This is a genomic window from Roseomonas sp. WA12 (genome assembly GCF_054165765.1).
Genome location: NZ_CM135108.1, coordinates 1,691,717 through 1,715,949 on the forward strand (window position 1 = coordinate 1,691,717; position 24,233 = coordinate 1,715,949).

Here is a 24,233-nt window from a genome sequence, read left to right on the forward strand (position 1 = left end):
CCGACCCGTCCCTGACCTTGCGGCGAGGTCTGCGGCGTCGGACAGAGGGGAGCAAGGCGCCAGGCGCCATCGATGGAGGACCTGCCATGCCCCATGTTGTCGTTCTCGATCCCATCCACCCCGATGGGATCCACCGCCTGCACGACGCGCCGGGTATCACGCTCGACCATCCTGGCCTGCATCCGGATACCCAAGCAGCCCCGTCGCTTGCGACTCGGCTGCGCGACGCAGAGGCGCTGGTCGTGCGCGGCACGATTGTGGGTTCCGCCCTGCTCGCCCTCGCGCCACGCCTCCGCATGGTTTGCCGCCACGGCGTCGGCTATGACCTAGTGGACGTTCAGGCCATGACGCGGGCCGGGGTGGCCGTGATGATCACCCCTGAAGCGAACGCCGCCTCCGTCGCCGAGCACGCACTGATGCTCATGCTCGCCGTCGCCCGGCAGGTCCTGCCCGTGGATGCCGGGGTGCGCGCCGGGCAGTGGCGTGTGCAGGGTCAGTCCCGCACCTTCGAGCTGGGTGGACGCCGCGTGCTGGTGGTCGGTTTCGGCCGGATTGGCACCCGCGTGGCCCGGCTCTGCGCCGCTTTTGGGATGCATGTGCTGGTGCATGATCCCTACCTCCCCGCGGGCACGATCCGCGGTGCCGGCTACGAGGCGGTGAAGGATCTTTCCGCCGGGCTCGCCACTGCAGACATCGTTACCCTCCACCTGCCCGCCGGCGAGTCGACCCGCGGTATGGTGAATGCGGGCTTCCTCGCCGCCATGAAGCCCGGCGCCGTGCTGATCAACACTGCCCGAGGCACGCTGGTGGATGAGGTGGCGCTCGAGGCCGCGCTACGCTCTGGCCATCTTGGCGGCGGAGGGCTCGACGTGCTGCGGACGGAGCCGATGGTGGAACCAGTTCCACTCCTGCGGCTGGAGAACCTCGTCGTCACGCCGCATGTGGCCGCGAGCACGGCAGAGGGACTTCAACGCATGGCCTGGGACGCTGCCGGGAACGTCCTGGACTTCCTCGCCGGACATCCCGACACGGATGCGGTCGTCAACCGTGAGGTACTGAAGACGTCCTGAGTGGACGCACCGCAAGCACAGGAGAAGGCGAGGACGAAGCCTCCGGCCGCCCCGCGTTCGAATGGAACAGCCGGCACCGCCTACGTCTAACGCTTTTTTATAAGTGTGAGGTCGAGGAATCTCAGGTTTCTCGCGGTTGGCCCCAGGGGAAGTCGGTGCCTTCCCCTGGGGCCAACCGTATCAAGCCCGCGCCGGCTGCGCCGTGCTTTCCTGCCCAAGAGCCTGACGCGCCGCGCGGACGATCTGCGGCGCGTTCAGCCCGGCGAAGTCGTACTGCTTCTGAGGAGACTCGTGGTCGATATACACGTCCGGCAGCACCAGCGGCCGGAAGCGCAGCCCGCCATCCAGCAGCCCGGCATGGGCGAGGTGCTGGGCCACCAATGAGCCGAAGCCGCCCACCGAGCCTTCCTCCACCGTCAGCAGAACCGCGTGGTTCCGCGCCAGCTGCTCCAACAGCTCAGTGTCGAGCGGCTTGGCGAAGCGTGCATCAGCGACGGTGCAGGACAGACCCTGGGCCGCCAGCTCCTCGGCAGCCCGCATCGCTTCGGCCAGGCGCGTGCCGTAGGAGAAGATGGCGATGGTGTTCCCCTCGCGCAGCACGCGGCCCTTACCGATCGGCAACACAGATCCCCGGGCCGGAAGCTCCAGCCCGGTGCCCTCGCCGCGCGGGTAGCGGAAGGCGATCGGGCCGCTGTCGTGGGCGGCGGCGGTGGCGACCATATGAGTCAGCTCCACCTCGTCGGCGGCCGCCATCAACGTCATGTTCGGGATACAGCCGAGATAGGCGACGTCATAAGCACCGGCATGGGTGGCGCCGTCCGCACCCACCAGACCCGCGCGGTCCATGGCGAAACGCACGGGCAGGTTCTGCAAGGCCACATCATGCACGACTTGGTCGTAGGCGCGCTGCAGGAAGGTCGAGTAGATCGCGACGAAGGGGCGCAGACCCTCGCAGGCCATGCCGGCCGCGAAGGTGACGGCGTGCTGCTCGGCAATCCCCACGTCGAAGGTGCGGCGCGGGAAAGCCTTCTCAAACGAATCCAGTCCCGTGCCGCCCGGCATCGCGGCAGTGACGGCCACGATGCGCGGATCGGCCTCGGCTTCGACCATCAGGGCGCGGGCGAAGACCTTGGTGTAGGAAGGCGGGCCCGGTGGCGCCTTGGCCTGCTCGCCGGTGACGACATTGAACTTCACCACGCCATGATACTTGTCGGCCGAGGCCTCGGCCGGCGCGTAACCCTTGCCCTTCTGCGTGACGACGTGGAGCAGGATCGGCCCGCTCTCCTCGGCCTCGCGCAGGTTTCGCAGGACGGGCAGCAGGTGGTCCAGGTCGTGCCCATCGATCGGGCCGACATAGTAGAAGCCCATTTCCTCGAAGAGTGTGCCGCCGGTCAGCATGCCGCGCGCGTACTCATCGGCCCGGCGAGCGGCCTGGGCCAGCGGGCGCGGGAAGCGGCGGGCGAGGCGCGCCATGACCTCCCGGATCGAGAGGAACGGGCGGGAGGAGATGAGGCGGGATAGATAGGCCGACATGGCGCCGACGGGGCGTGCGATGGACATGTCGTTGTCGTTCAGCACGACGATCAGCCGCGACTTGAGCGCTCCCGCATTGTTCATCGCCTCATAGGCCATGCCCGCGGACATCGCGCCGTCACCGATGACCGCGATCACGTTCTGGTCGGCCCCGGCGCCAAGCCCCTGGGCCGCGAGCAGGTCGCGCGCCACCGCCATGCCCAGCCCTGAGGAGATGGAGGTGGAGGAGTGAGCCGCGCCGAAGGGGTCGTACTCGCTCTCGGAACGGCGGGTGAAGCCGGACAGGCCGCCGCCCTGGCGCAGGGTCCGGATACGGTCCCGCCGGCCCGTGAGGATCTTGTGCGGATAGGCCTGGTGGCCGACGTCCCAGATGAGCCGGTCCGTCGGGGTATCGAAGATGGCGTGCAGCGCGACGGTCAGCTCCACCACGCCCAGCGAGGCGCCGAGGTGCCCGCCGGTGACGGAAACCGCATGAATGGTCTCCGCCCGCACCTCCTCGGCCAGCTGCTTGAGCTGCTCCGGCGACAGGTTGCGCATATCCGCCGGGAAGCGGACGCGATCGAGCAAGGGCGTGTTGGAGACTGGGGACATGGGCTCTTTCTCGGACCGTTCTCTCGTCAGCGCTAGTTCAAATGGCTAGTTCTTACGGCGGACGACATGGTCCGCCATCTGTCGCAGCAGGCTCGCACGCTCGTCGAAGCCATCCAGATGGGCCTTGGCCTGCTCGATCAGCCTTTCCGCCTGGGCCCGGGCGCGCTCGGGGCCCAGAAGCCCAAGCAGCGTCGCCTTCCCGGCCCCGGCATCTTTGCCGGTCGCCTTGCCAGCCTCCTCCGGCGTGGCCGTTAGGTCCAGCAGATCGTCGGCGATCTGGAAAGCGGTCCCGATCTCGCGCCCGTAGGAGACCAGGGCCTGGCGTGGCAGGTGCGGAGCTTTGCCCAGGATCGCACCTGCCTCGGCCGAGAACTCGATCAGCTTGCCGGTCTTGAGCAGCTGCAGGCGGCTGATCGCCGCCTCATCCAGCGGAGAGGTGGCCTTTTCGGCCATCATGTCCAGCATCTGCCCGCCCACCATGCCGCGGGCACCGGCCGCGAGCGCCAACTGCAGGCATAGCTCGGCGCGCACGGCTGGGTCCGAATGGGTTTCAGGCGCAGCGAGCACGGCGAAGGCCTGGGTCTGCAGCGCATCGCCCACCAGGATGGCAGTCGCCTCGTCCCAGGCCTTGTGGACGGTGGGCTTGCCCCGCCGCAGGTCGTCATCGTCCATCGCGGGCAGGTCGTCATGCACCAGCGAATAGGCATGCAGCATCTCGACGGCCGCCGCGGCCCGCAGCGCGGACTGGCGGGCGACGCCGAACTGGCGCGCACCCTCGAGAACAAGAAAGGCCCGCATCTTCTTGCCGCCGCCCATGGTGGCGTAGCGCATCGCGGCAAACAGGCTGCGCTCAGCGCCCTCCTCCTTCGGCAGCAGCGCGTCCAGCGCCTCGTCTACCTCGGAGGCGGCGTCGGCCATCGCGGCCTTCAGCGCCTCGGCCGATTGGGTCTCCGCCATATCGGTGCCGCTCATTCCACGTCCCTCAGGGTCGGGCCGGCCGGGCTGGGAACCAGCGCCTGCACGCGCGCCTCGGCCTCCGACAGTTTGCGCTCGCAATGAGCCCGCAGCGCGGTGCCACGGGCATAGGAGTCCATCGCCTCCTCGAGCCGGGCCTGGCCGCCCTCGAGCCGGCGCACGATGGATTCCAGCTCGGCCATGGCCTCCTCAAAGGAAAGGGCCTCCACATCGGCCAATGCCGGAGGGGTGGATACGGGATCGGGCATCAGGGCTCCGGTTGGCATTCAGGCGCGGATCAAGGCGCGGAGATGGGCGGCCGTGGACCGGGCCAGGGCGCCGAGGTCGTAGCCGCCTTCCAGCATCGAGACCACCCGGCCGCCACAGACAGAGTTGGCCAGTTCACAGATCGCTTCCGTCACCCAGGCGAAGTCCGCCTCGTCCAGCAGCAACCCGGCGAGCGGGTCAGCGCGATGAGCATCAAAGCCGGCGGACACGATGACGAGGTCCGGGTTGAAGGCCTGCACGGCGGGAAGGATCTCGCGCTCCCACACCCGGCGGAAGGCCGGACCGTCGGTACGCGCGGCGAGCGGGACGTTCAGGATGTTCCCTGCCCCTGTCTCCGAGGCGGCACCGGTGCCGGGATAGAGCGGCGACTGATGGGACGAGGCGAGCATGAGGCTGGGCTCGTCCCAGAATGCGGCCTGGGTGCCATTGCCATGATGCACGTCGAAGTCCAGCACCACCACGCGCTCCACCCCATGGGCAGCCTGGGCATGGCGTGCAGCAACCGCGGCGCTGGAAAACAGGCAGAATCCCATTGCCGTGTCGGGCTCGGCATGGTGGCCGGGCGGGCGCACGGCGCAGAAGGCACGGGGGAACTCGCCCCGCATGACGCAGTCCACCGCTTCCACCCCAGCCCCGGCGGCGCGCAGGGCGGCCTCGGCGGAGTGGGCGTTCATCGAGGTGTCGGCATCCAGCTGTACCATCTCTCCCTCCGCCGGTCGGATGGACAGGATGCGGTCCACGTGAGCAACAGGATGGACTCGAAGAAGCTGCTCTCGCGTCGCGGCCGGCGCCTCGGCCCGAACGAGGTTCGAGAATTCCTGCGCCTCCAGCGCCTGCAGAACGGCTCGCAGGCGAGCAGGTGCCTCGGGGTGATAGGGCCCGTTGTCATGGCGAAGGCAGGCGGGGTGGGTCAGCAGCAGCATCAGCGCCCGTCCTTCCCCGCCGGCTCGTCCCGCTTGCGCAGGGTGTAGCGGTAGACCCCCGCGCTCTCGCTGAAGGAGACGAGGGCGTGGCCCGTCTCCCGGCAGTAGGCTTGGAAATCGACGACGCTGGCTGCATCGGTCGCCAGAACGGTCAGCCTTGCGCCCGGCGGCAGCCCGCGCAGGACCTTGTTGGCCTTCAGCACGGGCAGCGGACAAGTCAGCCCCTGGACGTCGAGCAGGGTCTCGTTCTTCGGGGCGGGGGGAGAAGGCGATGCCATGGGGTCGGCCAATCCACCACCTGGATCGCCGCAAGTCCAGCGCTGCCGACGCGGCTGTGACCGGCGCCCGGCTGGACGCAGCCCCGCCTCCCCGGCATTCATCGCCCCATGACCATCAAGCTCGGCGTGGACCTCGGCGGGACCAAGACGGAGATCGTGGCGCTGGACGCGGCCGGGACCGTGCTGCTGCGCCGCCGCAGGCCCACCGGCCAGGGCTATCCCGCCATCATCCAGACCATTGCCGAGCTGGTGCACGAGGCAGAGGCCGAACTGGGCGGGCGCGGCACGGTGGGCGTGGGCATCCCCGGCAGCATCAATCCGCGAACGGGTCTCGTCCGCAACGGCAACACCCAGGCGCTGAACGGCAACCCGCTGGACAAGGACCTCGCCGCCGCGCTCGGCCGCGAGGTACGGGTGATGAACGACGCCAACTGCCTGGCGATGAGCGAAGCGGCGGACGGCGCCGGCGCGGGCTATCCTGTGGTGTTCGCCGCCATCCTCGGTACCGGCGTGGGCGGCGGCTGGGTGGTGGATGGCCGCCCGCTCGACGGGCTCAACCGCGTGGCGGGCGAATGGGGCCATACCCCCCTGCCCTGGATGCGGCCGGAGGAACTGCGCAGCCGGCAGTGCTGGTGTGGCCGGCATGACTGCCTGGAGACCTTCCTGGCCGGCCCGTCCCTGGCCGCCGACACGCACGGCCCCGGCCACCGCGATGCCAGTCGCGTCGATCACGGCGCCCGCGCGGGTGACGCCGCCTGTCAGGCCGGGCTGGCCCGACATGCCGACCGGCTCGCCCGCGCCCTGGCCCAGGTGGTGAACATCATGGACCCCGACGTGATCGTGCTGGGAGGCGGTGTCTCGAACTTCGCGCATCTCTACACCGACGTGCCCGGGTTGATGGCGCCCTTCATCTTCGGGGATTCCAAGACCGTGAACCTCGTCCAGGCGCGGCACGGGGACAGCTCCGGCGTGTTCGGCGCCGCTCGCCTCTGGGACCGGGACTGACTGCGGCCGCGAGGCGACTCGGGCATCTGTTCCCCTTCCGTGCTAAGACTTCGCCATGCCTTCCCTCTGCCGGGACTGCTTCGCGCAGCAGCATGATACTCAGGTAACGCAGCGCCGTTGCGGCGCATGCGGCTCCGCACGGCAGTCCTCCCATCGCGAGCTGTTCACCCTCGCGATCGCGCATATCGACTGCGACGCCTTCTTCGCCAGCGTGGAGAAACGCGACCGGCCAGAACTGGCCAGCCGGCCGGTGATCATCGGCGGCGGGCAGCGCGGAGTCGTCTCAACCGCCTGCTACGTCGCCCGCACCCGCGGCGTGAAATCCGCGATGCCGATGTTCAAGGCGCTGAAGGCTTGCCCGGACGCTGTGGTGATCAAACCGGACTTCGCCAAATACGTCGCGGCCTCGCGCCAGATCCGCACGGTGATGGAGGAACTCACCCCTCTGGTGCAGGCGATGTCGATCGACGAGGCCGTGCTCGACCTCTCCGGAACCGAGGCGCTTCACGGCGCCCCGCCCGCGGTGGCCCTGGCCCGCTTTGCGCGGCGGGTGGAGCGCGAGGTGGGCGTCACGGTCTCGATCGGCCTCGCCCCCAACCGCCTGCTGGCCAAGATCGCGGTGGAGCGGGACAAGCCGCGCGGTTTGGCCTGCATCGGGATTGCCGAGGCCGCCAGCCTTCTCGCCGCAGAGCCGGTGACCATCCTGCCCGGAGTGGGCCCGGCCTTTGCGGCGAAACTGGCAGGCATGGGGTACTCCACCCTCGGCCAGCTTCAATCGCTCGATGCTCGGGAAGCGATGCGCCGCTTCGGCGAGGACGGCATCACCCTCGTTGCCCGAGCGAGGGGCGAGGATGCCCGACCGGTGCGGCCGGAGCGCGAAACCAAATCCATTTCCGCCGAGACCACCTTCGAGCGCGACATCAGCCTTCCCGCTGAGATGGAGCCTATCCTCTGGCGGCTGTGCGAGAAGCTGGCGCGTCGTCTCGGCGAGAAGGGCTTTGCGGCAGGTGGAGTGGTGCTGAAGCTCAAGACCTCGCGCTTCGCTCTGCGCACCCGCAACCTGCGCCTGTCCGGGCCCACCGCCGTGCCCGAGACCCTCTACGCCGCCGCTCTAAAGCTTCTGGCGCGGGAGGCTGACGGCACGGCATTCCGGTTCATCGGAGTCGGCGCCCAGCCGCTTGTGGAGGCCTCCGGCGCCGACCAGGGCGACTTGGCCGATCCGGAAGCGCCGCGGCGCGCTGCCCGCTGGGCCGCCATGGAAGCGCTGCGCGCCCGCTTCGGCGAGGGTGCGGTCCGGGCCGGGCGCGGACTAGCGGTGCGACGCTGACGGCGTAGGCTGCCCCGGAGATTGATCGTAGCAGTTGAACTCGCTCACGTCCCCTCAAGCGCGACGATATCACCCGCTGCAAGTGCGCAGCGGCACGCCGCGAGTGGCCGAGGCGATGTTCCCTGATTGCCAGATCCGACGCTGCCCGGTGGGAGCACTGGAGCGGTGGGGTTCATAGCCAACTAAACTCTCACGTTCCTCGTGATGCGATTGATGCAGGCTGTGCTCTTCGGTCGTGAGCGGACAACGCGTGTCAAAGCGGAAGTGGTCCGTCCGACTTCACCTCCTCCATCACGGCGTAGGTTCGCGTCTCCCGCACGCCCGGCAGTGCGAGCAGGACCTTACCAAGGAAGTCGCGATAGGCGGCCATGTCCCGGACCCTCGTCTTGACGAGATAGTCGAAGCCCCCGGCGACCATATGGCACTCCAGCACCTCCGGCGCGCGGTTCACGGCTGCTGCGAAGCGGTCGAATACGTCCGGCGTGGTCTTGTCGAGCAGCACCTCCACGAAGACGAGCAGCCCGAAGCCCAGACGGTGGGGGTCCAGCCGCGCGCCGAACCCGGTCACTAGGCCGTCCTTGAGAAGCCGCCGCATGCGCTCGCTCGTCGCAGTCGGGGACAGGCCGATGCGGTCAGCGAGCTCCAGGTTCGTGATCCGTCCCTCCCGCTGGAGGATCGCCAGCATCATGCGATCAGCGCGGTCGGTCTCCTGCATATTTCTCTCCCGCAGCCGACATGCACCGTGATTCATGCGGCCATCCAGCCGATCTATCGCATGTTCCTGCGGCGAGACCAGCCTTACGCTCGGCCGTACCAAGTCAGGAGGCCTGCGCCATGAGCACCGCGACCCTGTCCGAGACCAGCCCGCAGCCGTTCCAGGCTTTCGCCTCTGAACTGCACGCCCAGGCTCCGCTGCGCGCCGCCATCACTGCTGCCTACAGGCGCCCCGAGGAAAGATGCCTCCCGCCTTTGATCGAGGCGGCCGCCCTAGCAGCCGAGCAGGATGCCGCGGCCATGGCCCTTGCCCATCACCTCGTCTCCGCGCTGCGCGCAAAGCGCCGCTCTGGCGGGGTGGAGGCACTTGTGCAGGAGTTCTCCCTCTCCAGCGGAGAAGGCGTGGCGCTGATGTGCCTGGCTGAGGCCCTGCTGCGCATCCCCGATACCGCAACCCGCGACGCGCTGATCCAAGACAAGCTCGGCGGTGGGGACTGGCGGTCCCATCTGGGCCACTCCCCGTCCCTCTTCGTCAATGCGGCGACCTGGGGTCTGGTGGTCACGGGCAAGCTCACTTCAACCAGCAGCGAGGTCGGGCTGGGGGCGTCCCTGACTCGGCTCATCGCCCGCGCGGGCGAGCCGGTGATCCGCCGCGGCGTCGATCTCGCCATGCGGATGATGGGCGAGCAGTTCGTCACCGGGCAGACGATCGAGGAGGCGCTGACCCGCAGCCGCGCCCTGGAGGCGCGGGGCTTTCGGTACTCCTACGACATGCTTGGCGAGGCCGCGACGACGGCCGGCGACGCCGCCCGCTACCTGCGCGACTACGAGAATGCGATCCACGCGATCGGGCAGGCTTCGGGCGGGCGCGGGATCGTCGATGGGCCGGGCATCTCCATCAAGCTCTCCGCCCTCCACCCCCGCTACGCCCGTGCGCAGCGCGCGCGGGTGATGGCCGAGCTGCTGCCGCGCATTGCAGGCCTCGCCGTGCTCGCCCGCCGCTACGACATCGGCCTGAACATCGACGCCGAGGAGGCCGACCGGCTGGAGCTGTCGCTCGACCTGCTGGAAGCTCTTTGCCACGACGAGCGCCTGGCGGGGTGGAACGGCGTCGGCTTCGTCGTCCAGGCCTACCAACGGCGTGCGCCTTTCGTAATTGACTTCGTGGTCGATCTCGCTCGCCGCACCGGCCGCCGAATGATGGTTCGCCTCGTGAAGGGTGCCTACTGGGACAGCGAGATCAAGCGGGCCCAGATGGATGGGCTGGAGGGCTTCCCGGTCTTCACCCGCAAGGTCCACACGGACGTGTCCTACCTCGCCTGCGCGCGCCGCCTGGTGGCGGCCCCGGACGCGGTCTTCCCGCAATTCGCCACCCACAACGCCCGCACCGTCGCCGCCATCCACGCCATGGCCGATCCCGCCGCTTGGCACCCTGGCCAGTACGAATTCCAGTGTCTGCATGGAATGGGCGAGCCGCTCTATGACGAGGTGGTTGGCCGCGACCGGCTGGACCGACCCTGCCGCATCTACGCTCCCGTCGGCACGCACGAGACGCTGCTGGCCTATCTCGTCCGGCGCCTGCTCGAAAACGGCGCCAACTCCTCCTTCGTGAACCGCATCAACGACCCGGATGTCCCGGTGGAGGCGCTGGTGGCGGATCCGGTGGCCGAGGCGCGCGCCCTCTCCCCGCTCGGTCGGCCGCATGACGGCATCGCCCAGCCACGTGACCTGTTCGGCGCGGTGCGCCGCAACGCAGCCGGGCTGGACCTGACGGATGAGGTTCGTCTCTCTGAACTGGTGTCCACGCTGCGGGAAGGCGCCACGCTTCTGCGTGCGGCGCCGCTGCTCGGCGAGGAAGCCGCCGAGGGCCCGGCGCGGAAGATCCGCAATCCGGCGGACCGGCGCGACCTCGTCGGGTACGTGATCGAAGCTGACCCGGCCGTGGTGGATGCCGCGCTCTGTCAGGCCGAAGCCGCCGGCCCGGGCTGGGCCGCAACGCCCCCGGCCGAGCGCGCCGCGCTGCTGGAAGAAGCCGCGACACTGATGGAGGCCCGTATGGGCGCGCTTCTCGGCCCCATCGTGCGGGAGGCGGGCAAGTCCCTGCCCAATGCCGTGGGCGAGGTGCGGGAGGCCGTCGACTTCCTTCGCTATTACGCTGCCAGTGCGTGCGGCTTCGGGGCGGATCACCGCCCGCTCGGGCCGGTCGCCTGCATCTCGCCCTGGAACTTCCCGCTTGCGATCTTCACCGGCCAGGTGGCGGCCGCGCTTGCGGCGGGAAACACCGTACTGGCTAAGCCCGCCGAAGAGGTGCCGCTGATTGCGTCCCTTGCCGTTGCGCTGCTGCATGAGGCCGGGGTGCCGCCTGCCGTCCTGCATCTGTTGCCGGGAGACGGCACGGTCGGGGCGCGGCTGGTGAGTGATGCGCGGGTGCAAGGCATAATGTTCACTGGATCGACCGAGGTCGCGCGGCTGATCGGGCGCAGCATCGCAGGCCGCCTGACCCGGGACGGGCAGCCCATTCCGTTGATCGCCGAGACCGGGGGGCAGAATGCCCTCGTGGTGGACAGCTCGGCGCTCGCGGAACAGGTGGTGGCGGACGTCCTTGCCTCGGCCTTCGACAGTGCGGGCCAGCGTTGCTCCGCACTGCGCGTCCTCTGCCTGCAAGAGGAGGCGGCGGATCGTGTGCTGGGGATGCTCAAGGGTGCCCTTGCCGAGCTCTCGGTCGGCAACCCTGACCGCCTCTCGACGGATATCGGTCCCGTCATCACCGAGGAGGCGCGGGCAGGGATCCAGGGCCATGTCGATGCTATGCGCGCGGCGGGACGGCCCGTGCACGCCCTGGCACTGCTCGATGCATGCCGATACGGCAGCTTCGTCGCGCCGACCATCATCGAGATCGACAGCATTGCGGAGCTGAAGCAGGAGGTATTCGGCCCCGTGCTGCACGTGCTCCGCTTCCGGCGCGAGGCGATGGATTCCCTGATCCGCGACATCAACGCCACCGGCTACGGCCTGACTTTCGGAGTCCACTCCCGCATCGACGAAACCATCACGCGTCTGGCTGGCGCGGCCGCAGCGGGGAACATCTACATCAACCGCAACCTGATCGGGGCTGTGGTGGGGGTGCAGCCCTTCGGCGGGCACGGACTCTCGGGAACCGGGCCGAAGGCGGGCGGGCCGCTTTACCTGCGCCGCCTTCTCTCAGCCTGCCCGGTGGAGCCGCCCCTACCCGCCACCCCGCCGCAGCCGGCACTGGATGCGCTGGTCGGTTGGTTGCGCGCCGAAGGCCGGACCGAGCTGGCCGGGCGCTGCGAGGCGCAGGGGCGAGCTGCGCGGGCAGGATTAGAGATCGAGTTGCCAGGCCCGGTGGGGGAACGGAACCTTTACCGCCTGGAACCCCGCGACCCCGTGCTGTGCCATGCGGCAAGCGGCGACGAGCTGCTGGTCCAAATCGCTGCCTGTCTTGGTACAGGCAACGACGCCAGGGTCGCGCTCACGGATTTCCGCTCGCTGGGCACCATGCCCCCTGCTGTCGCGCCGCATGTCCATCCAGGGAACGGCCTGGACGGGGTCGGCGCCCTGCTGTTTCAGGGTGCAGAGGAAGCGCTCCAAGGCCTGCTGCGGGAGGTAGCGGAAGCGTCCGGTGCCATCCGCCCGGTCATCATCCCACGGAACGGTTTCTATCCGCTCGACATGCTCGTCGCAGAACGATCCATCAGCACCAACACGGCGGCAGCAGGCGGCAATGCAAGCCTGATGAGTCTTTGAAGCAGCAACCGGTGCGGCATCCCTGGCGTGGGTGGAGGGCGAAGACCCTGGGACGCGCAAAGATGGATGGAATGCCTGCACGCAGGGGCCGTGGCGAGTGCTGGCCACTTCTCCTGGCGCGGACTGACCCGACTGCGACCAGACCACCTGTACGACGGGTGCCGCCGCCCTCAGCCCCCGCCGAGGCGCGTGACGACGGAGGCGATGAACAGCCCCGTTGCCATGTCCAGCAGGACGAAGAACCCGGCGCGTATGCCGGTGATCCGCAGTGCGGCGCGAGCGACGAACCATTCCAGCCACAGCGCGTAGCCGAAGGCCGCGAGGGTGAGTGCTCCTCCCAGCCCGGCCGGCAACAGCGGGCCGAGCACGGTCGCCGCCAGGAGCGCAGCGTACTGGGCGAGGTTCGTCCAGTTCCAGGCCGCGATGAACAGCGGCCAGAACGGCTCGCGACCGGAGGCGTCCACCAGCGTGAGCGAGGCGAGCGGGAAGACGACCCAGCCCAGGACATAGCCAATCATCTCGACCGGCAGCCCGTCGCCGACCGGCCCACTCGCCACCATCGCGCGGATCAGGAGGAAGGGAATGAAGCAGATTGCACCAGCCCAGAAGGACCGTGCGGCCCCTTCCGGCGAGAGAAGGGTGAGGCGCAGCCCTTCCTCCCGGCCCTGAGCGAGGAGATAGGCCGCCCGCAGCCCAGCCACGATCTGGGTGGCCGGGCTGACCTGGGGGGCGCTCAGCCCAGGCACTCCCGGATCACGGCACCATAGAGCGACGACAAGCGGCGCAACTCCTCCACCGGCGTGCGCTCGTCCACCTTGTGCATGGTCGTGCCCACCGCTCCCAGCTCGGCAACGGGGCAGAAGCGGGTGATGAAGCGCGCATCCGAGGTGCCGCCGCCAGTATCCATCGTGCCGGCCTGGCCCGTCTCCGCCTGCACGGCACGGCGCAGCGCGTCAACGAAGGGTCCCGGCTTGGTCAGGAACGCCTCGCCGGAGCAGGAGAAGCCTGCCTCATGCCGCGGCGCCTCCTCCGCCAGGACGCCTCGGATCCAGGCTTCCAGGGAGGCCGCCGTGTGCATGTCGTTGAAACGGATGTTCAGATGGGCGACCACCTTCGCGGGCACAACGTTGTCCACGGGATTGCCGACATCGACCGAGGTGACCTGCAGCGTACTCGGCTGGAACCACTCGGTGCCGCCATCCAGAGGCTCGGCCGTCAGCCGGTGCAGCACGCGGACCAGCCGGTGGATCGGATTGTCCGCCCGGTCGGGATAGGCGACGTGGCCCTGGGTGCCGTACACGGCGATGTGCGCGGTGATGCTGCCGCGACGACCGATCTTAATCGTGTCACCCAGCCGTTCCTTGCTCGTCGGCTCCCCCACCAGGCACATGTCTGGGACGAGGTGGTTTTCGGCCATCCAGTCCAGCACCTTGGTGGTGCCGTCCTTCGCCACCCCCTCCTCGTCGCCGGTGATGAGGAAGGAGAGCGTGCCTCGATCGGCCGTGCCATCGGCAACCGCATCGCGTGCGGCCGCCACGAAGGCCGCGACGCCGCCCTTCATGTCCACCGCACCGCGTCCGTAGAGGGTGCCGTCCTCTACCGCCGCCTCGAAGGGGGGGTGGGTCCACCCCTCGCCCGGCGGCACCACATCCGTATGCCCGGCAAAGCAGAGATGCGGCCCGTTCCCGCCTGAACGCCGGATGGCAAAGAGGTTCTGCACCTCGCCGAAAGGCAGACGCGTGCAGATGAAGCCCAGCGGCTCCAGCGCCCGCTCCAGCACCGCCAAAGCACCCTCGTCGAGCGGCGTGACGGAGGCGCAGCGGATGAGGTCCTGCGCTATGGGAAGCGGATCGGTCGCCATCAGTCGCGCAGCAGCTCGTTGATCGAGGTCTTCTCGCGGGTGCGCGCGTCCACGCGCTTCACGATCACCGCACAGTAGAGCGCGGGGCCCGGCGTGCCGTCCGGCAGCGGCCGGCCCGGCAGCGTGCCCGGCACCACCACGGAATAGGCCGGCACGCGGCCGACGAAGACCTCTCCCGTCGCGCGGTCGATGACCTTGGTGGAGGCGCCGAGGAACACGCCCATGGAGAGCACCGCGCCACGCTCCACAACGACACCCTCGGCCACCTCGGAACGGGCGCCGATGAAGCAGTCGTCCTCGATCACCACCGGATTGGCCTGTAGCGGCTCCAGTACGCCGCCGATCCCAACGCCGCCCGAGAGGTGGCAGTTCTTCCCGATCTGCGCGCAGGAGCCGACGGTGGTCCAAGTGTCCACCATCGTGTTCCTATCGACATAGGCGCCCAGGTTCACGAAGCTTGGCATCAGCACGACGCCCGGCGCGATGAAGGCGGAACGGCGGACAACGGCGCCCGGCACAGCGCGAAAGCCGGCCTCCTTGAAGCGGTTTTCGCCCCAGTCCGCGAACTTCAGCGGAACCTTGTCATAGGCGCCGGCCGAGGTGTCCATCGCCACGCTGTCCTCCAGCCGGAAGGACAGCAGAACGGCCTGCTTCAGCCACTGGTTCACCCGCCAGCCGCCATTCCCGTCCGGCTCGGCCACCCGCGCCTTGCCGGAGTCAAGCAGCTCGAGCGCAGCCTCGACGAAATCGCGGTCATCGCCGGATGTGGTGGGCGTCAGCTCGGCGCGGCGCTGCCACAGGGCCTCGATGCGGGGCTGGAGGGCGTCGAGGTCCATCGGGGCGTCCTGGGCAGAGGCGTGGGTGGGTCAGCCCCATCGCGCGAGCAGCCCGGACTGTCAACGCGCAGGAAGCGGCGCGATTCAGCAATCCTTTACGAGAACGGGGCAGCCTCCGCTCTCGCGAGGCCACGCCCACAGGGGAAGCCCTTCGCCGGATGACTGGAGGCGACATGGAAGCCATGATGGCGACCTCGCCCCGCCGCATGTACGATGCCGCGCGGGCGGGGCTGGCAGAGAGGGCGGATACACCCCCCCGAGATGCTCTTCTTCCTCGCCAACGACCCTACGATCGCCGTTCGGGCCGCGATCGCCGCCAACGCTGCCACCCCGCCCCTCGCCGACCAGGTTCTTGCCCGCGACTCGCAGCCCGGGGTGCGCCGTGTCCTCGCCCGCAAGCTCGCCTCCCTTGCCCCCCTGCTCGACCGGGACAGCACCGACCGTCACCGCCGCGCCACCTGGGAGGCCCTGCTCAGGCTCATCGAGGACGACGTCGTCGCAGTGCGCGCTGCCGTGACGGAACTGGTTGCCGAGCACCCGGACGTACCGCGGCCGCTGATCCTGCGCCTGGCGCGCGATGTCGCCATGGCGGTGGCAGAGCCCGTGCTGCGTGGATCACCCGTGCTGGACGAGGAGGACTTGCTGGGCCTCGTCGCCGATCCGCCAGTGGAGGAAACATTGGCCGCCATCGCCCGGCGCCCGCACCTGCCGGAGCGGCCCTCGGATGCCATCGTTGCCCGGGCCGAAGAGTTCTCGGTCACGGCCCTACTTGCCAACGCTTCCGCCCGCATCCGCGAGACGACGCTGGTAGCTCTTGCCTCCCGATCGGGTGCCCAGGCGGCATGGCAGATCGCCCTTGTCCGGCGCCCCGGCCTGAGCGCCACAGTCCTCGCCGGCCTCCGTGGGTTGCTGGCGGAGGAGGCGCTCCGCATTCTGCTGAACCGGGCCGATCTGGACGCTGCCGCGCTCGGCGCCTTCCGCCCTGTCCCACACCAGCCCGCTGAGGCCGGGTCGGCCGGAATGAGCGAGGAGGGATTCGTCGCCGCTGCCCGCAAAGGCCAGATGGCAGAATGCGCCCGGATCCTCGCGGCCCTTAGCGGCCTCCCGGCCGGCGCAGTGGCACGGGCACTCGCCGCACGGGAAGCGCCGATGCTGGTGCCATTGTGCTGGAAAGCCGGCTTCTCGCCCCGGGCCGCCACCTTTGCGCAAATGCGCCTGGCCGGCAGCGCGGCCGAGGAGCTGCTCATTCTTCCCGGCGGCGAATGGGCTATGGCGCCCAGCCGGATGGACGCACTGGTCTCGGCCCTGACCTGCCCGGTGCCGGGCAGGGCGTGACATGCGCCCTCAGGGCTTGATAAGGGTTCCCGGGCCGCCGGCGGTGAACAGTTCGGCCAGAACGGCATGCGGCACGCGCCCGTCCAGGATCACCGCGCCCTGCACGCCGCGCTCGATAGCGTAGATGCAGGTCTCCACTTTCGGGATCATGCCACCCGAGATCCAGCCGGCTTTAAGCCCCGCCTGCACCTGGGCCACCGTCATCTCCGGTATGTGCACGCCGTCCGGCCCACGAACACCCGCGACGTCGGTAAGCATCAGCAGCCGCGCAGCGCCCAACGCGCCGGCGATGGCGCCAGCAACGGTATCGGCGTTGATGTTGTAGGTCTGTCCGTCCGCACCGATCCCGACCGGCGCCACCACCGGCACGATGTCCGCGCCGATCAGCAGCCGCAGCACCTTCGTGTCCACTTCGGCCGGCTCGCCCACGAAGCCGAGATCGACCGCGCGCTCCTCGTTCGTGTCGGGGTCGCGCACCGTCCGCTCAGCCTTGCGGGCGCGGATGAGGTTGCCGTCCTTGCCCGAGATGCCCACGGCGATGACCCCGGCGCGGGTAATCGCTTCGGCGACCTGCTTGTTGACCGTCCCGGCGAGAACCATCTCGACCACGTCCACGGTGGCCCCGTCGGTCACGCGCAGCCCGTTCACGAAGGTGGACTGCACGTCCAGCCGCTTGAGCATGGCGTTGATCTGTGGGCCGCCGCCATGGACGACGACGGGACTCACGCCCACCTGCTCCAGCAGCGCGATGTCGCGGCCGAAGCGCAGCGCGCCCTCCTCCTCGCCCATCGCGTGGCCGCCATACTTCACCACGACGATCTGGTCGTCGTATCGCTTCAGGTATGGCAGGGCGCCGGCGAGGATCGCCATCCGGTCTTGCGCGTCGGTGCTCATGGCTCTCCCGGGATGGCAGGTCGGCGGCGGTGGTAAGGGGGCACAGCGCCAGAGGTCAACCCAACGCGCCGGCAAGGCAGCCCGGCGATCAGCCCGACGCGGCAATCTCCGCCAGCGCCGCCCGAAGCTCGGGGATGCCCGCGCCCTTGTTGGAGGAGGTGGTAATGATCACCGGATGGGCGGCCACGCGCTTGCGCACGATCTCCGCCATCTCCTCCTGCCGCTTGAGAAGCCGGGAAGCGGGCTTGGTATCATCCGACTTGGTCAGGACGATCTGGAAAGGCACGGCGGCCTCTCCCAGCAGGTCCATCGCTGCCCGATCGCCACCCTTCGTCTCGATCCGCGCATCCATGAGCAGGAATACGCGGCGGAGCGTCGGTCGGCCGCGCAGGTAATCGAACATCAGGCCCTGCCAGTCCGCTTTCACCGCCTTGCTGGCGGCGGCATAGCCATAGCCGGGCATGTCCACCACGGTCAGGGGATGCTCTGTCCCCTCCCCCGCCGCGAAGAAGTTGAGCTGCCGCGTGCGGCCCGGCGTGTGGGAGACGCGGGCCAGGCCATGATGCCCGGCCAGCGCATTGATCAGCGACGACTTGCCGACATTCGAGCGCCCGCAGAAGGCCACCTCCGGCGAAGTCGCCGGCGGAAGTTTGTCGATTTGCTGGGCCGCGAAGAAGAAGTTGACGGGGCGCGCGAAGAGGAGACGACCCGCCTCGAGCCGCCGGGCCTCCTCCTCCTCGGGCGAGATCCCGCTCACGTTCCTGCCGCGGCCTTGGCGGCCCGCCGCTCCGCCCGGTCCTCACGCGCGATGTAGTACTGCTGGGCAACCGAGAGCAGGTTGTTCCAGGACCAGTAGATCACCAGGCCGGCGGGGAAGCTCGCCAACATGAAGGTGAAGATGATGGGCATGAAGCTGAACAGTTTCGCCTGAATGGGGTCGGGCGGCGTCGGATTCAGCTTGAACTGGATGAACATCGTGATGCCCATGATGATCGCCCAGGCCGGCATGTGCAGGAACAGAGGCGGATCCCAGGGGATCAGGCCGAACAGGTTGAACAGGTTCGTGGGATCGGGCGCCGAAAGATCGCGGATCCAGCCGAAGAATGGTGCGTGCCGCATCTCGATGGTAACGAACAGCACCTTGTAGAGCGCGAAGAACACGGGGATCTGCAGCAGTATAGGTAGGCAGCCCGCCGCCGGATTGATCTTCTCCGACTTGTAGAGCGCCATCATCTCCGCCTGCATCTTGGCGGGATCGTCCTTGTTGCGCTCCTTCAGCTCCTGCATCTTCGGGCCGAGGACCTTCATCCGACCCATCGACTTGTAGGACTTGCTGGCCAGCGGGAAGAACAGCAGCTTCAGCGCGATCGTAAAGATCAGGATCGCCACGCCGAAGTTGCCGACCAGCTTGAACAGCCAGTCCAGCCCGTAGAAGAACGGCTTGGTCAGGAAGTAGAACCAGCCGAAGTCGATCGCCTTGTCGAAGTCGGTGATACCGAGGTTCGTCGCATATGCATCCAGCAGGTGCACCTCCTTCGCGCCGGCGAAGAGCCGGGTGGCGAAGGCGGCTGTGGCGCCTGGTGCGGCTGCCATCGGTGCAGTGGGCGCGAAATCGACCTGCCAGCGGTCCTGGCCACCCTCCTGCGTCGCGCGGAAGGCCGCGCGGGTGCGCAGGGACTGGTCCACCGGCGCCAGCGCGGCCAGCCAGTATTTGTCGGTGAAGCCAGCCCAGCCGCCTGTGCTCTCCTGCTCGAAGGCAGGGCCACCATTACGGCGCGCCGCCTCGGTCTTGGCGTCGGCGTATTTTTCCTCCCGGAGGCGGCCGTCGACGACGCCGACGAAGCCCTCATGCAGGATGTAGTAGCCGGCGACATGGGGCGTGTGCTCGCGGCGGACTCGGGCCCAGGGCAGCAGCTGCACGGACTCACCGCTCGTGTTCACCACGCGCTGCTCGGCCGTCACCATGAAGTTGGCGTCGAGCGAGAGGGCGATCTCGAAGCGCTGTCCCGCGCCGTTGTCCCAGCGCAGCGTCACCGGGGTGGTAGGGGTTAGCGTGCCGCCCTCGGCGGTCCAGTCGGTGGCGGGGCCGGGCACCGGGGTACGGCTGTCGGCCGAGGTCCAACCCCACTGCGCGAAATAGGGCGCATTGTCCTCGCGCGGGGCTAGGATGCGGACATTCGGGCTGCCGGGCTGGATGGTCTCGCGGTAGTCGCGCAGCACGAGATCGTCGATGCGCGCGCCACGGAGGTTCACGCTGCCCTGGACGCGCGGGCTCTCGATTCGTAGGCGCGGCGCCGGGGTCGTCGGCGCGCCGTCATTCTGGCCGGTGCTGGCGACGCCTGCCGGGTTCAGCGCGGTGTTGGCCTGGGGCAGCGGCACGGTGCTGGTCTGGGACTGCTGCACGTTCTGCGCGGCCTGGCGCTGCGCCTCGCGCGCAGGACGGTTCCAGACGTCGAAGAGCAGCAGGATGCCGATCGAGATCGCGATCGCGGCAAGGAGTCGCTTGTTGTCCATCGGGTCCGGCGTTCAGGATTTCTTGGCGGGAGGCACGGGGTCGTAGCCGCCCGGAGTCCAGGGATTGCAGCGGAGGATGCGGCGGGCCGTCATGGCAGTGCCGCGAATGGCCCCGTGCTCGTTCAAGGCCTCGATCGCGTAGGCGCTGCAGTGGGGGTGATAACGGCAATGCGCCCCGATAAAGGGGCGCAAGGTGAACTGGTAGACCCGGACGCCGATCTTCAGCGCCTCGGCAGGCAGGCTGGCCGCGTGGGCATTCATGGCAGGGCAACGCCCGTCTGCCGCAACGCACCCCGCAGATCGCCTTGAAGCTGGGTGAAGGGCCGGCTGCGCGTCTCGTCACGGCCGATCAGCACGATGTCCCACCCTTCGGGCGGGATGGGGCCGAGCAGCAGCCGCGCGGCCTCGCGCAGGCGGCGCTTGGTGCGGTTCCGCACCACGGCGTTGCCCACCTTCTTCGTAACGGTGAAGCCGAGGCGCATCGGCCCACCCGTCTCGGGCAAGGCCTGGAGGACCAGCCCCGGCCGGGCAGCCCGCTTGCCGCGCTGGGCGGCGCGCAGGAAGTCGCGCCGCTTCTTCATACGGGGCAGCTTCATCGGGCGAACTGCGAGCGGGGGCGACATCTCTGCACCCCCAGTCCGTTGATCAGGCCGAGAGCTTCTTGCGGCCCTTGGCGCGGCGGTTGGCGATCACGTTGCGGCCGCCGACGGTCTCCATACGGGCGCGGAACCCATGCCGGCGCTTCCGGACGAGCTTGGAGGGCTGGTAGGTACGCTTCACGGCAAGGCGCTCCGTTCAGATGCGGGCCGCCCGGACAGGAAACGGGGCGGCAATGGGTGGTCTGGCCCGGGCAGCCTGGCCGCCCCCTCCTGCCCTGAAAGAAGGACATGGACGCGGGCAGCCGCGGCGGGATGCCCGGCGCGGGTGGCGCTGTATAGAAACCCGGTCCCGTTCCCGTCAACCAGAGCTTGGCCCCTACCCTTCCCGCGCCGCCGCGTTATCACGGCGCGCCGCAGAAAAGGGGACCCCATGGCCGAGACCGACATTGCCGTCATCGGCGCGGGCACCGCCGGGCGGGGCCTGGCCGCGCTGGCCGCCGCCCTCGGCCTGCGCGTCACCCTGTTCGAGCGCGGTCCCATGGGTGGCGAGGCGCCGGACCCGGAGATCGTCCAGGCCGCGTTGCGGGCAGCCGCGAACCGGGCCGCAATGGCGCGGGACGCGGCGCGGATGGGCATCGGCACCGGGGACATGCCGGTAGACTGGCTTGCCCTCCGCACCCATCTCGCTGCCGCCGATGCCGATGCTGCACCTGATTCGACCGCTGCCCGGTTCGAGGCAATGGGGGTGGAGGTGGTCCGCGCAGCCGCCCATTTCTCCGCGCCCGATGCCGTCTCGGCCGGTAGCCGGGAATGGCGCTTCCGGCGCGCCCTGATCGCGACCGGCGCCGCCCCCGTCGTCCCGGCCCTCGATGGGCTGGAGGCCGTGCCGTACCTGACCTCCGAGACGATTCACGCTCTGGAAGCCCGGCCGGAGCACCTTATCGTCCTCGGAGGCACCGGCTTCGGGCTGGAAATGGCCCAGGCCTTTGCCCGGCTCGGCGCGCGCACAACCGTGGTCGAGGCCGCCCGGATCGCGCCCGATGCCGATCCCGTTTTGGCGGAGGGACTGGCCCGTGCGCTCCGGCGGGACGGGGTGGCGCTGCTGGAGGGTCATCGCAGCGCCCGCGTCGCCCGGCAGGACGGCGGAGTTGAGATCCTGCTCGAGGACGGCACCCAGTTGCAGGGCTCCCATCTCCTCCTTGCCCTCGGCAACTCGCCGCGGCTGGCAGGGCTGGACCTGCCGCTCGCCGGTCTGCCCGCAGCCGGCCTTGAAGTGGACGGCGCCCTTCGCGTCCGGGGAAGCCGGCGCATCTGGGCGGCGGGGGGCGTAATCGGCCAGCCCGGCGCCTCCGGCGTCGGCGCGCTCGCCCGCAGCATGCTGTTCCGTGTCCCTGGCACGCCGGACGCCCCCCCACCGCTTCGCGCCATCCGAACCGAACCCGCCCTGGTGGAGATCGGTACGATGGCGGCGGAGGCAGGCAACGAGACCCTGCGCTGGCCACTGGCCGATACCGCCCGCGCCTGCGCCGAAGGCATTGCCGAAGGCCTCGTCTCCCTCTCCGTGGACCGGCGTGGACGGCTGGCCGGGGCCGGGCTGCTGGCGCCCGGTGGCCTGGAAATGGCAGGGCTGCTTTCCCTGGCCATCGGCCGGCCGGTCTCGGAGCTGGCGGGGGTGGCCCTGCCACACCCTTCCCTCGCCGCCGGCATCGCCCGGGCCGCGCTGGAGCAAAGGGCGCCCACCCTGGGCAACCCGGCCGTCCGCTGGCTAGCGGGGATTGCGAAGCGCCTGCCCTAGGCGTTTCCTGCGCCCCGACCACGCGGAAGGCAGCGCATGACCAAGTCCCTGGAGGGCCGCACGGCTCTCGTCACTGGCTCCACCAGCGGCATCGGCCTCTCGATCGCCCTCGCCTTCGCGCGAGAGGGGGCTCGGGTGATGCTGAACGGCTTCGGCTCGCCGGAGGCGATCGCCGCCGCCCGCGCCGAGGTTGCCGCGATCCAGGGCGGCGAGACGCCCTATTCCGCCGCGGACCTCTCGAAGGCCGAGGGCGTGCGGGCGATGTGCGCCGAGGCGACCGCCGCGCTCGGGCAGGTGGACATCCTGGTGAACAACGCCGGGATCCAGTTCGTCAGCCCGGTCGATGAGTTCCCGGACGACAAGTGGGACGCGATCCTCGCGATCAACCTGTCCTCCAACTTCCACGCCATCAAGGCTCTGCTGCCGGGGATGCGGGACCGCGGCTGGGGGCGGATCATCAACATCGCCTCCGCCCACGGCCTCATCGCCTCGCCCTACAAGGCGGCCTATGTCGCGGCCAAGCACGGAGTCGTCGGGCTGACCAAAACGGTGGGCATCGAGATCGCGCGCACGCCCGTGACCTGCAACGCCATCTGCCCGGGCTTCGTCCGCACCCCCCTCGCCGAGGCGCAGGTCGGCCCGCTGGCCAAGAAGCACGGCGTCTCCGAGGAGGCTGCGCTGACCGATTTCCTGCTCGAGAAGGTGCCGAGCAAGCGCTGGGTGGAGGTGGACGAGGTTGCCGCCATGGCACTGTATCTCTGCGGCCCGAACAGCGGTTCAGTGAACGGCGCGGCCCTTTCCATCGACGGCGCCTGGACGGCCTCTTGACCGCAGCGACCCCCAAGGAGGGCCTGCCCCCAATTGAGGGGACGCCGGTCGCCCCCGCCACACCGGCCGTGGCCGGTCGCACCGGTCCGGTGCGGATCAACCTGGCCCTCCAGGGTGGCGGCACCCACGGCGCCTTCACCTGGGGCGTGCTGGACCGTCTGCTGGAGGAGGAAGGGATCGAGGTCGCCGCCATCTCCGGCACCTCGGCCGGCGCCATCAACGGTGCGGCCTTCACTCAGGGCCTGGCCGAGGGTGGGCGAGCCGGGGCGGCGGCACTGCTGGACCGGCTCTGGACCGCGATCGGCGCCGGCTATGCCTTCAGCCCTCTGCGAAACAGCCCTGTGGAGTCTCTGATCTGGGGGCCGGACCTCAGCCACGGCATCGCGTGGCAGGCCTTCGACACCCTTACCCGCCTGTTCTCTCCCTATCAGCTCAACCCCTTCCCGATCGAGATGAACCCGCTGCGCCGGGTGCTGGACGAGTTGCTCGATCTCGGCGTGCTGTGCCACCACCCCGAAGCGCCACAGCTGTTCGTCACCGCCACCAATGTCCGCAGCGGCAAGCCGCGTGTCTTCACCCGGGCCGAGCTGACCCAGGACGCGCTGCTGGCATCCGCCTGCCTTCCCAATCTGTTCCGCGCCGTGGAAATCGATGGCGAGGCCTACTGGGATGGCGGCTTCCTCGGTAACCCGGCCCTCTGGCCGCTTTACGAACAGCCGGGCGGTCCGCCGGACATCGTGCTGGTAGGCATCAACCCCCTCTCTCGTCCCGACGTCCCGCAAACCGTCCAGGAGATCGACACGCGGGTGAACGAGATCGGCTTCAACTCCTCCCTCATGTACGAGATGCGGGCCATCGAGTTCGTCCAGCGCCTTGTGGACCAGGGCGTTCTGACGCCGCCCCGCTACCAGCGCCTCTTCGTTCACCTCATCGAGGACGAGGAGCGCATGCGCCGGCTCGGAATGGCGTCGAAATACAATGGTGACCGCCATTTCCTGCAGGGCCTGCGCCAGGACGGACGGGCGGCAGCCGCCCATTGGCTGGCGGAGAACCGTGAGGCGCTTGGGAAACGGGACAGCGTGGACCTGCGTGCGCGCTTTCTTTGATGCGACCGCGCAAC

Annotated in this window: 23 protein-coding genes; 8 read left to right on the forward strand and 15 right to left on the reverse strand. The window is 69.3% G+C overall.

The window, feature by feature from the left end; genetic code table 11:
* Positions 1-86: 86 nt before the first annotated feature.
* Positions 87-1,070 carry a hydroxyacid dehydrogenase gene (locus ACVBD7_RS08005; RefSeq protein WP_458096953.1) on the forward strand — a complete coding sequence of 328 codons (984 nt, stop codon included), beginning with the start codon at positions 87-89 and terminating at the stop codon, positions 1,068-1,070.
* Between the two features lie 180 nt (positions 1,071-1,250).
* Here ACVBD7_RS08005 and dxs read toward each other — a convergent pair whose 3' ends face one another.
* The 5 genes from dxs to ACVBD7_RS08030 are packed head-to-tail and all read right to left on the reverse strand — an operon-like array spanning position 1,251 to position 5,637.
* On the reverse strand, positions 1,251-3,194 hold the full coding sequence (dxs, locus tag ACVBD7_RS08010; protein WP_458096954.1) for a 1-deoxy-D-xylulose-5-phosphate synthase: 1,944 nt from the start codon (positions 3,192-3,194) through the stop codon (positions 1,251-1,253).
* Between the two features lie 45 nt (positions 3,195-3,239).
* Positions 3,240-4,151 (reverse strand): polyprenyl synthetase family protein, encoded by a 912-nt coding sequence (locus ACVBD7_RS08015; RefSeq protein WP_458097665.1) that lies wholly within the window; start codon positions 4,149-4,151, stop codon positions 3,240-3,242.
* 11 nt (positions 4,152-4,162) lie between these two features.
* Positions 4,163-4,417 (reverse strand): exodeoxyribonuclease VII small subunit, encoded by a 255-nt coding sequence (locus tag ACVBD7_RS08020; protein WP_458096955.1) that lies wholly within the window; start codon positions 4,415-4,417, stop codon positions 4,163-4,165.
* 18 nt (positions 4,418-4,435) lie between these two features.
* Positions 4,436-5,359, reverse strand: coding sequence for a histone deacetylase family protein (locus tag ACVBD7_RS08025; RefSeq protein ID WP_458096956.1), 924 nt, complete (start codon positions 5,357-5,359; stop codon positions 4,436-4,438).
* Positions 5,359-5,637 (reverse strand): sulfurtransferase TusA family protein, encoded by a 279-nt coding sequence (locus ACVBD7_RS08030; RefSeq protein ID WP_458096957.1) that lies wholly within the window; start codon positions 5,635-5,637, stop codon positions 5,359-5,361. The genes ACVBD7_RS08025 and ACVBD7_RS08030 overlap by 1 nt, the downstream gene beginning before the upstream one ends.
* Before the next feature lie 108 nt (positions 5,638-5,745).
* Between ACVBD7_RS08030 and ACVBD7_RS08035 the strand changes: the two genes are divergently transcribed.
* The gene (locus ACVBD7_RS08035; protein WP_458096958.1) at positions 5,746-6,642 is read left to right on the forward strand and encodes an ROK family protein; all 897 of its coding nucleotides are present in this window, start codon (positions 5,746-5,748) and stop codon (positions 6,640-6,642) included.
* A gap of 55 nt (positions 6,643-6,697) precedes the next feature.
* Complete coding sequence (locus ACVBD7_RS08040; protein WP_458096959.1) at positions 6,698-7,969, forward strand: DNA polymerase IV; 1,272 nt, start codon at positions 6,698-6,700, stop codon at positions 7,967-7,969.
* Between the two features lie 253 nt (positions 7,970-8,222).
* On the opposite strand, the gene ACVBD7_RS08045 is transcribed toward ACVBD7_RS08040, so the two are convergent.
* Positions 8,223-8,684 (reverse strand): Lrp/AsnC ligand binding domain-containing protein, encoded by a 462-nt coding sequence (locus ACVBD7_RS08045; RefSeq protein WP_458096960.1) that lies wholly within the window; start codon positions 8,682-8,684, stop codon positions 8,223-8,225.
* A gap of 119 nt (positions 8,685-8,803) precedes the next feature.
* Between ACVBD7_RS08045 and putA the strand changes: the two genes are divergently transcribed.
* Positions 8,804-12,451: a trifunctional transcriptional regulator/proline dehydrogenase/L-glutamate gamma-semialdehyde dehydrogenase gene (putA, locus tag ACVBD7_RS08050; protein WP_458096961.1), complete on the forward strand. Its 3,648-nt coding sequence runs from the start codon at positions 8,804-8,806 to the stop codon at positions 12,449-12,451.
* A 170-nt stretch (positions 12,452-12,621) separates the two neighbouring features.
* Here the strand turns inward: putA and ACVBD7_RS08055 are convergent, their stop codons facing one another.
* The 3 genes from ACVBD7_RS08055 to dapD are packed head-to-tail and all read right to left on the reverse strand — an operon-like array spanning position 12,622 to position 15,148.
* Positions 12,622-13,197 carry a hypothetical protein gene (locus tag ACVBD7_RS08055; RefSeq protein ID WP_458096962.1) on the reverse strand — a complete coding sequence of 192 codons (576 nt, stop codon included), beginning with the start codon at positions 13,195-13,197 and terminating at the stop codon, positions 12,622-12,624.
* Positions 13,185-14,312, reverse strand: a complete 1,128-nt coding sequence (gene dapE, locus ACVBD7_RS08060; RefSeq protein WP_458096963.1) for a succinyl-diaminopimelate desuccinylase — start codon at positions 14,310-14,312, stop codon at positions 13,185-13,187. Before dapE ends, ACVBD7_RS08055 begins: the two co-directional genes overlap by 13 nt.
* The gene (dapD, locus tag ACVBD7_RS08065; protein WP_458096964.1) at positions 14,312-15,148 is read right to left on the reverse strand and encodes a 2,3,4,5-tetrahydropyridine-2,6-dicarboxylate N-succinyltransferase; all 837 of its coding nucleotides are present in this window, start codon (positions 15,146-15,148) and stop codon (positions 14,312-14,314) included. The genes dapE and dapD overlap by 1 nt, the downstream gene beginning before the upstream one ends.
* 261 nt (positions 15,149-15,409) lie before the next feature.
* Here dapD and ACVBD7_RS08070 point away from each other — a divergent pair, with 261 nt between their 5' ends.
* Positions 15,410-16,483, forward strand: a complete 1,074-nt coding sequence (locus tag ACVBD7_RS08070) for a DUF2336 domain-containing protein (RefSeq protein ID WP_458096965.1) — start codon at positions 15,410-15,412, stop codon at positions 16,481-16,483.
* A 9-nt stretch (positions 16,484-16,492) separates the two neighbouring features.
* Here ACVBD7_RS08070 and argB read toward each other — a convergent pair whose 3' ends face one another.
* The 6 genes from argB to rpmH form a co-directional block, all read right to left on the reverse strand.
* Complete coding sequence (gene argB, locus ACVBD7_RS08075; RefSeq protein WP_458096966.1) at positions 16,493-17,377, reverse strand: acetylglutamate kinase; 885 nt, start codon at positions 17,375-17,377, stop codon at positions 16,493-16,495.
* A gap of 88 nt (positions 17,378-17,465) precedes the next feature.
* Positions 17,466-18,134, reverse strand: coding sequence for a ribosome biogenesis GTP-binding protein YihA/YsxC (gene yihA / locus ACVBD7_RS08080; RefSeq protein ID WP_458096967.1), 669 nt, complete (start codon positions 18,132-18,134; stop codon positions 17,466-17,468).
* Positions 18,131-19,891: a membrane protein insertase YidC gene (gene yidC / locus ACVBD7_RS08085; RefSeq protein WP_458096968.1), complete on the reverse strand. Its 1,761-nt coding sequence runs from the start codon at positions 19,889-19,891 to the stop codon at positions 18,131-18,133. Before yidC ends, yihA begins: the two co-directional genes overlap by 4 nt.
* Positions 19,892-19,903: 12 nt before the next feature.
* Positions 19,904-20,152: a membrane protein insertion efficiency factor YidD gene (gene yidD / locus ACVBD7_RS08090; RefSeq protein ID WP_458096969.1), complete on the reverse strand. Its 249-nt coding sequence runs from the start codon at positions 20,150-20,152 to the stop codon at positions 19,904-19,906.
* A complete protein-coding gene (gene rnpA, locus ACVBD7_RS08095; RefSeq protein ID WP_458096970.1) occupies positions 20,149-20,487 on the reverse strand; it encodes a ribonuclease P protein component in 339 nt (112 codons plus the stop codon). The genes yidD and rnpA overlap by 4 nt, the downstream gene beginning before the upstream one ends.
* A gap of 49 nt (positions 20,488-20,536) precedes the next feature.
* Positions 20,537-20,671, reverse strand: coding sequence for a 50S ribosomal protein L34 (rpmH, locus tag ACVBD7_RS08100; protein WP_458096971.1), 135 nt, complete (start codon positions 20,669-20,671; stop codon positions 20,537-20,539).
* A 249-nt stretch (positions 20,672-20,920) separates the two neighbouring features.
* Between rpmH and ACVBD7_RS08105 the strand changes: the two genes are divergently transcribed.
* From ACVBD7_RS08105 to ACVBD7_RS08115, 3 genes are read left to right on the forward strand one after another with little or no spacing between them, the layout of a single operon-like run.
* Positions 20,921-22,285, forward strand: coding sequence for an FAD-dependent oxidoreductase (locus ACVBD7_RS08105; RefSeq protein WP_458096972.1), 1,365 nt, complete (start codon positions 20,921-20,923; stop codon positions 22,283-22,285).
* Between the two features lie 36 nt (positions 22,286-22,321).
* Positions 22,322-23,113 carry a 3-hydroxybutyrate dehydrogenase gene (locus ACVBD7_RS08110; RefSeq protein WP_458096973.1) on the forward strand — a complete coding sequence of 264 codons (792 nt, stop codon included), beginning with the start codon at positions 22,322-22,324 and terminating at the stop codon, positions 23,111-23,113.
* Positions 23,110-24,219, forward strand: a complete 1,110-nt coding sequence (locus tag ACVBD7_RS08115; protein ID WP_458096974.1) for a patatin-like phospholipase family protein — start codon at positions 23,110-23,112, stop codon at positions 24,217-24,219. Before ACVBD7_RS08110 ends, ACVBD7_RS08115 begins: the two co-directional genes overlap by 4 nt.
* The last annotated feature ends 14 nt before the right edge of the window (positions 24,220-24,233 follow it).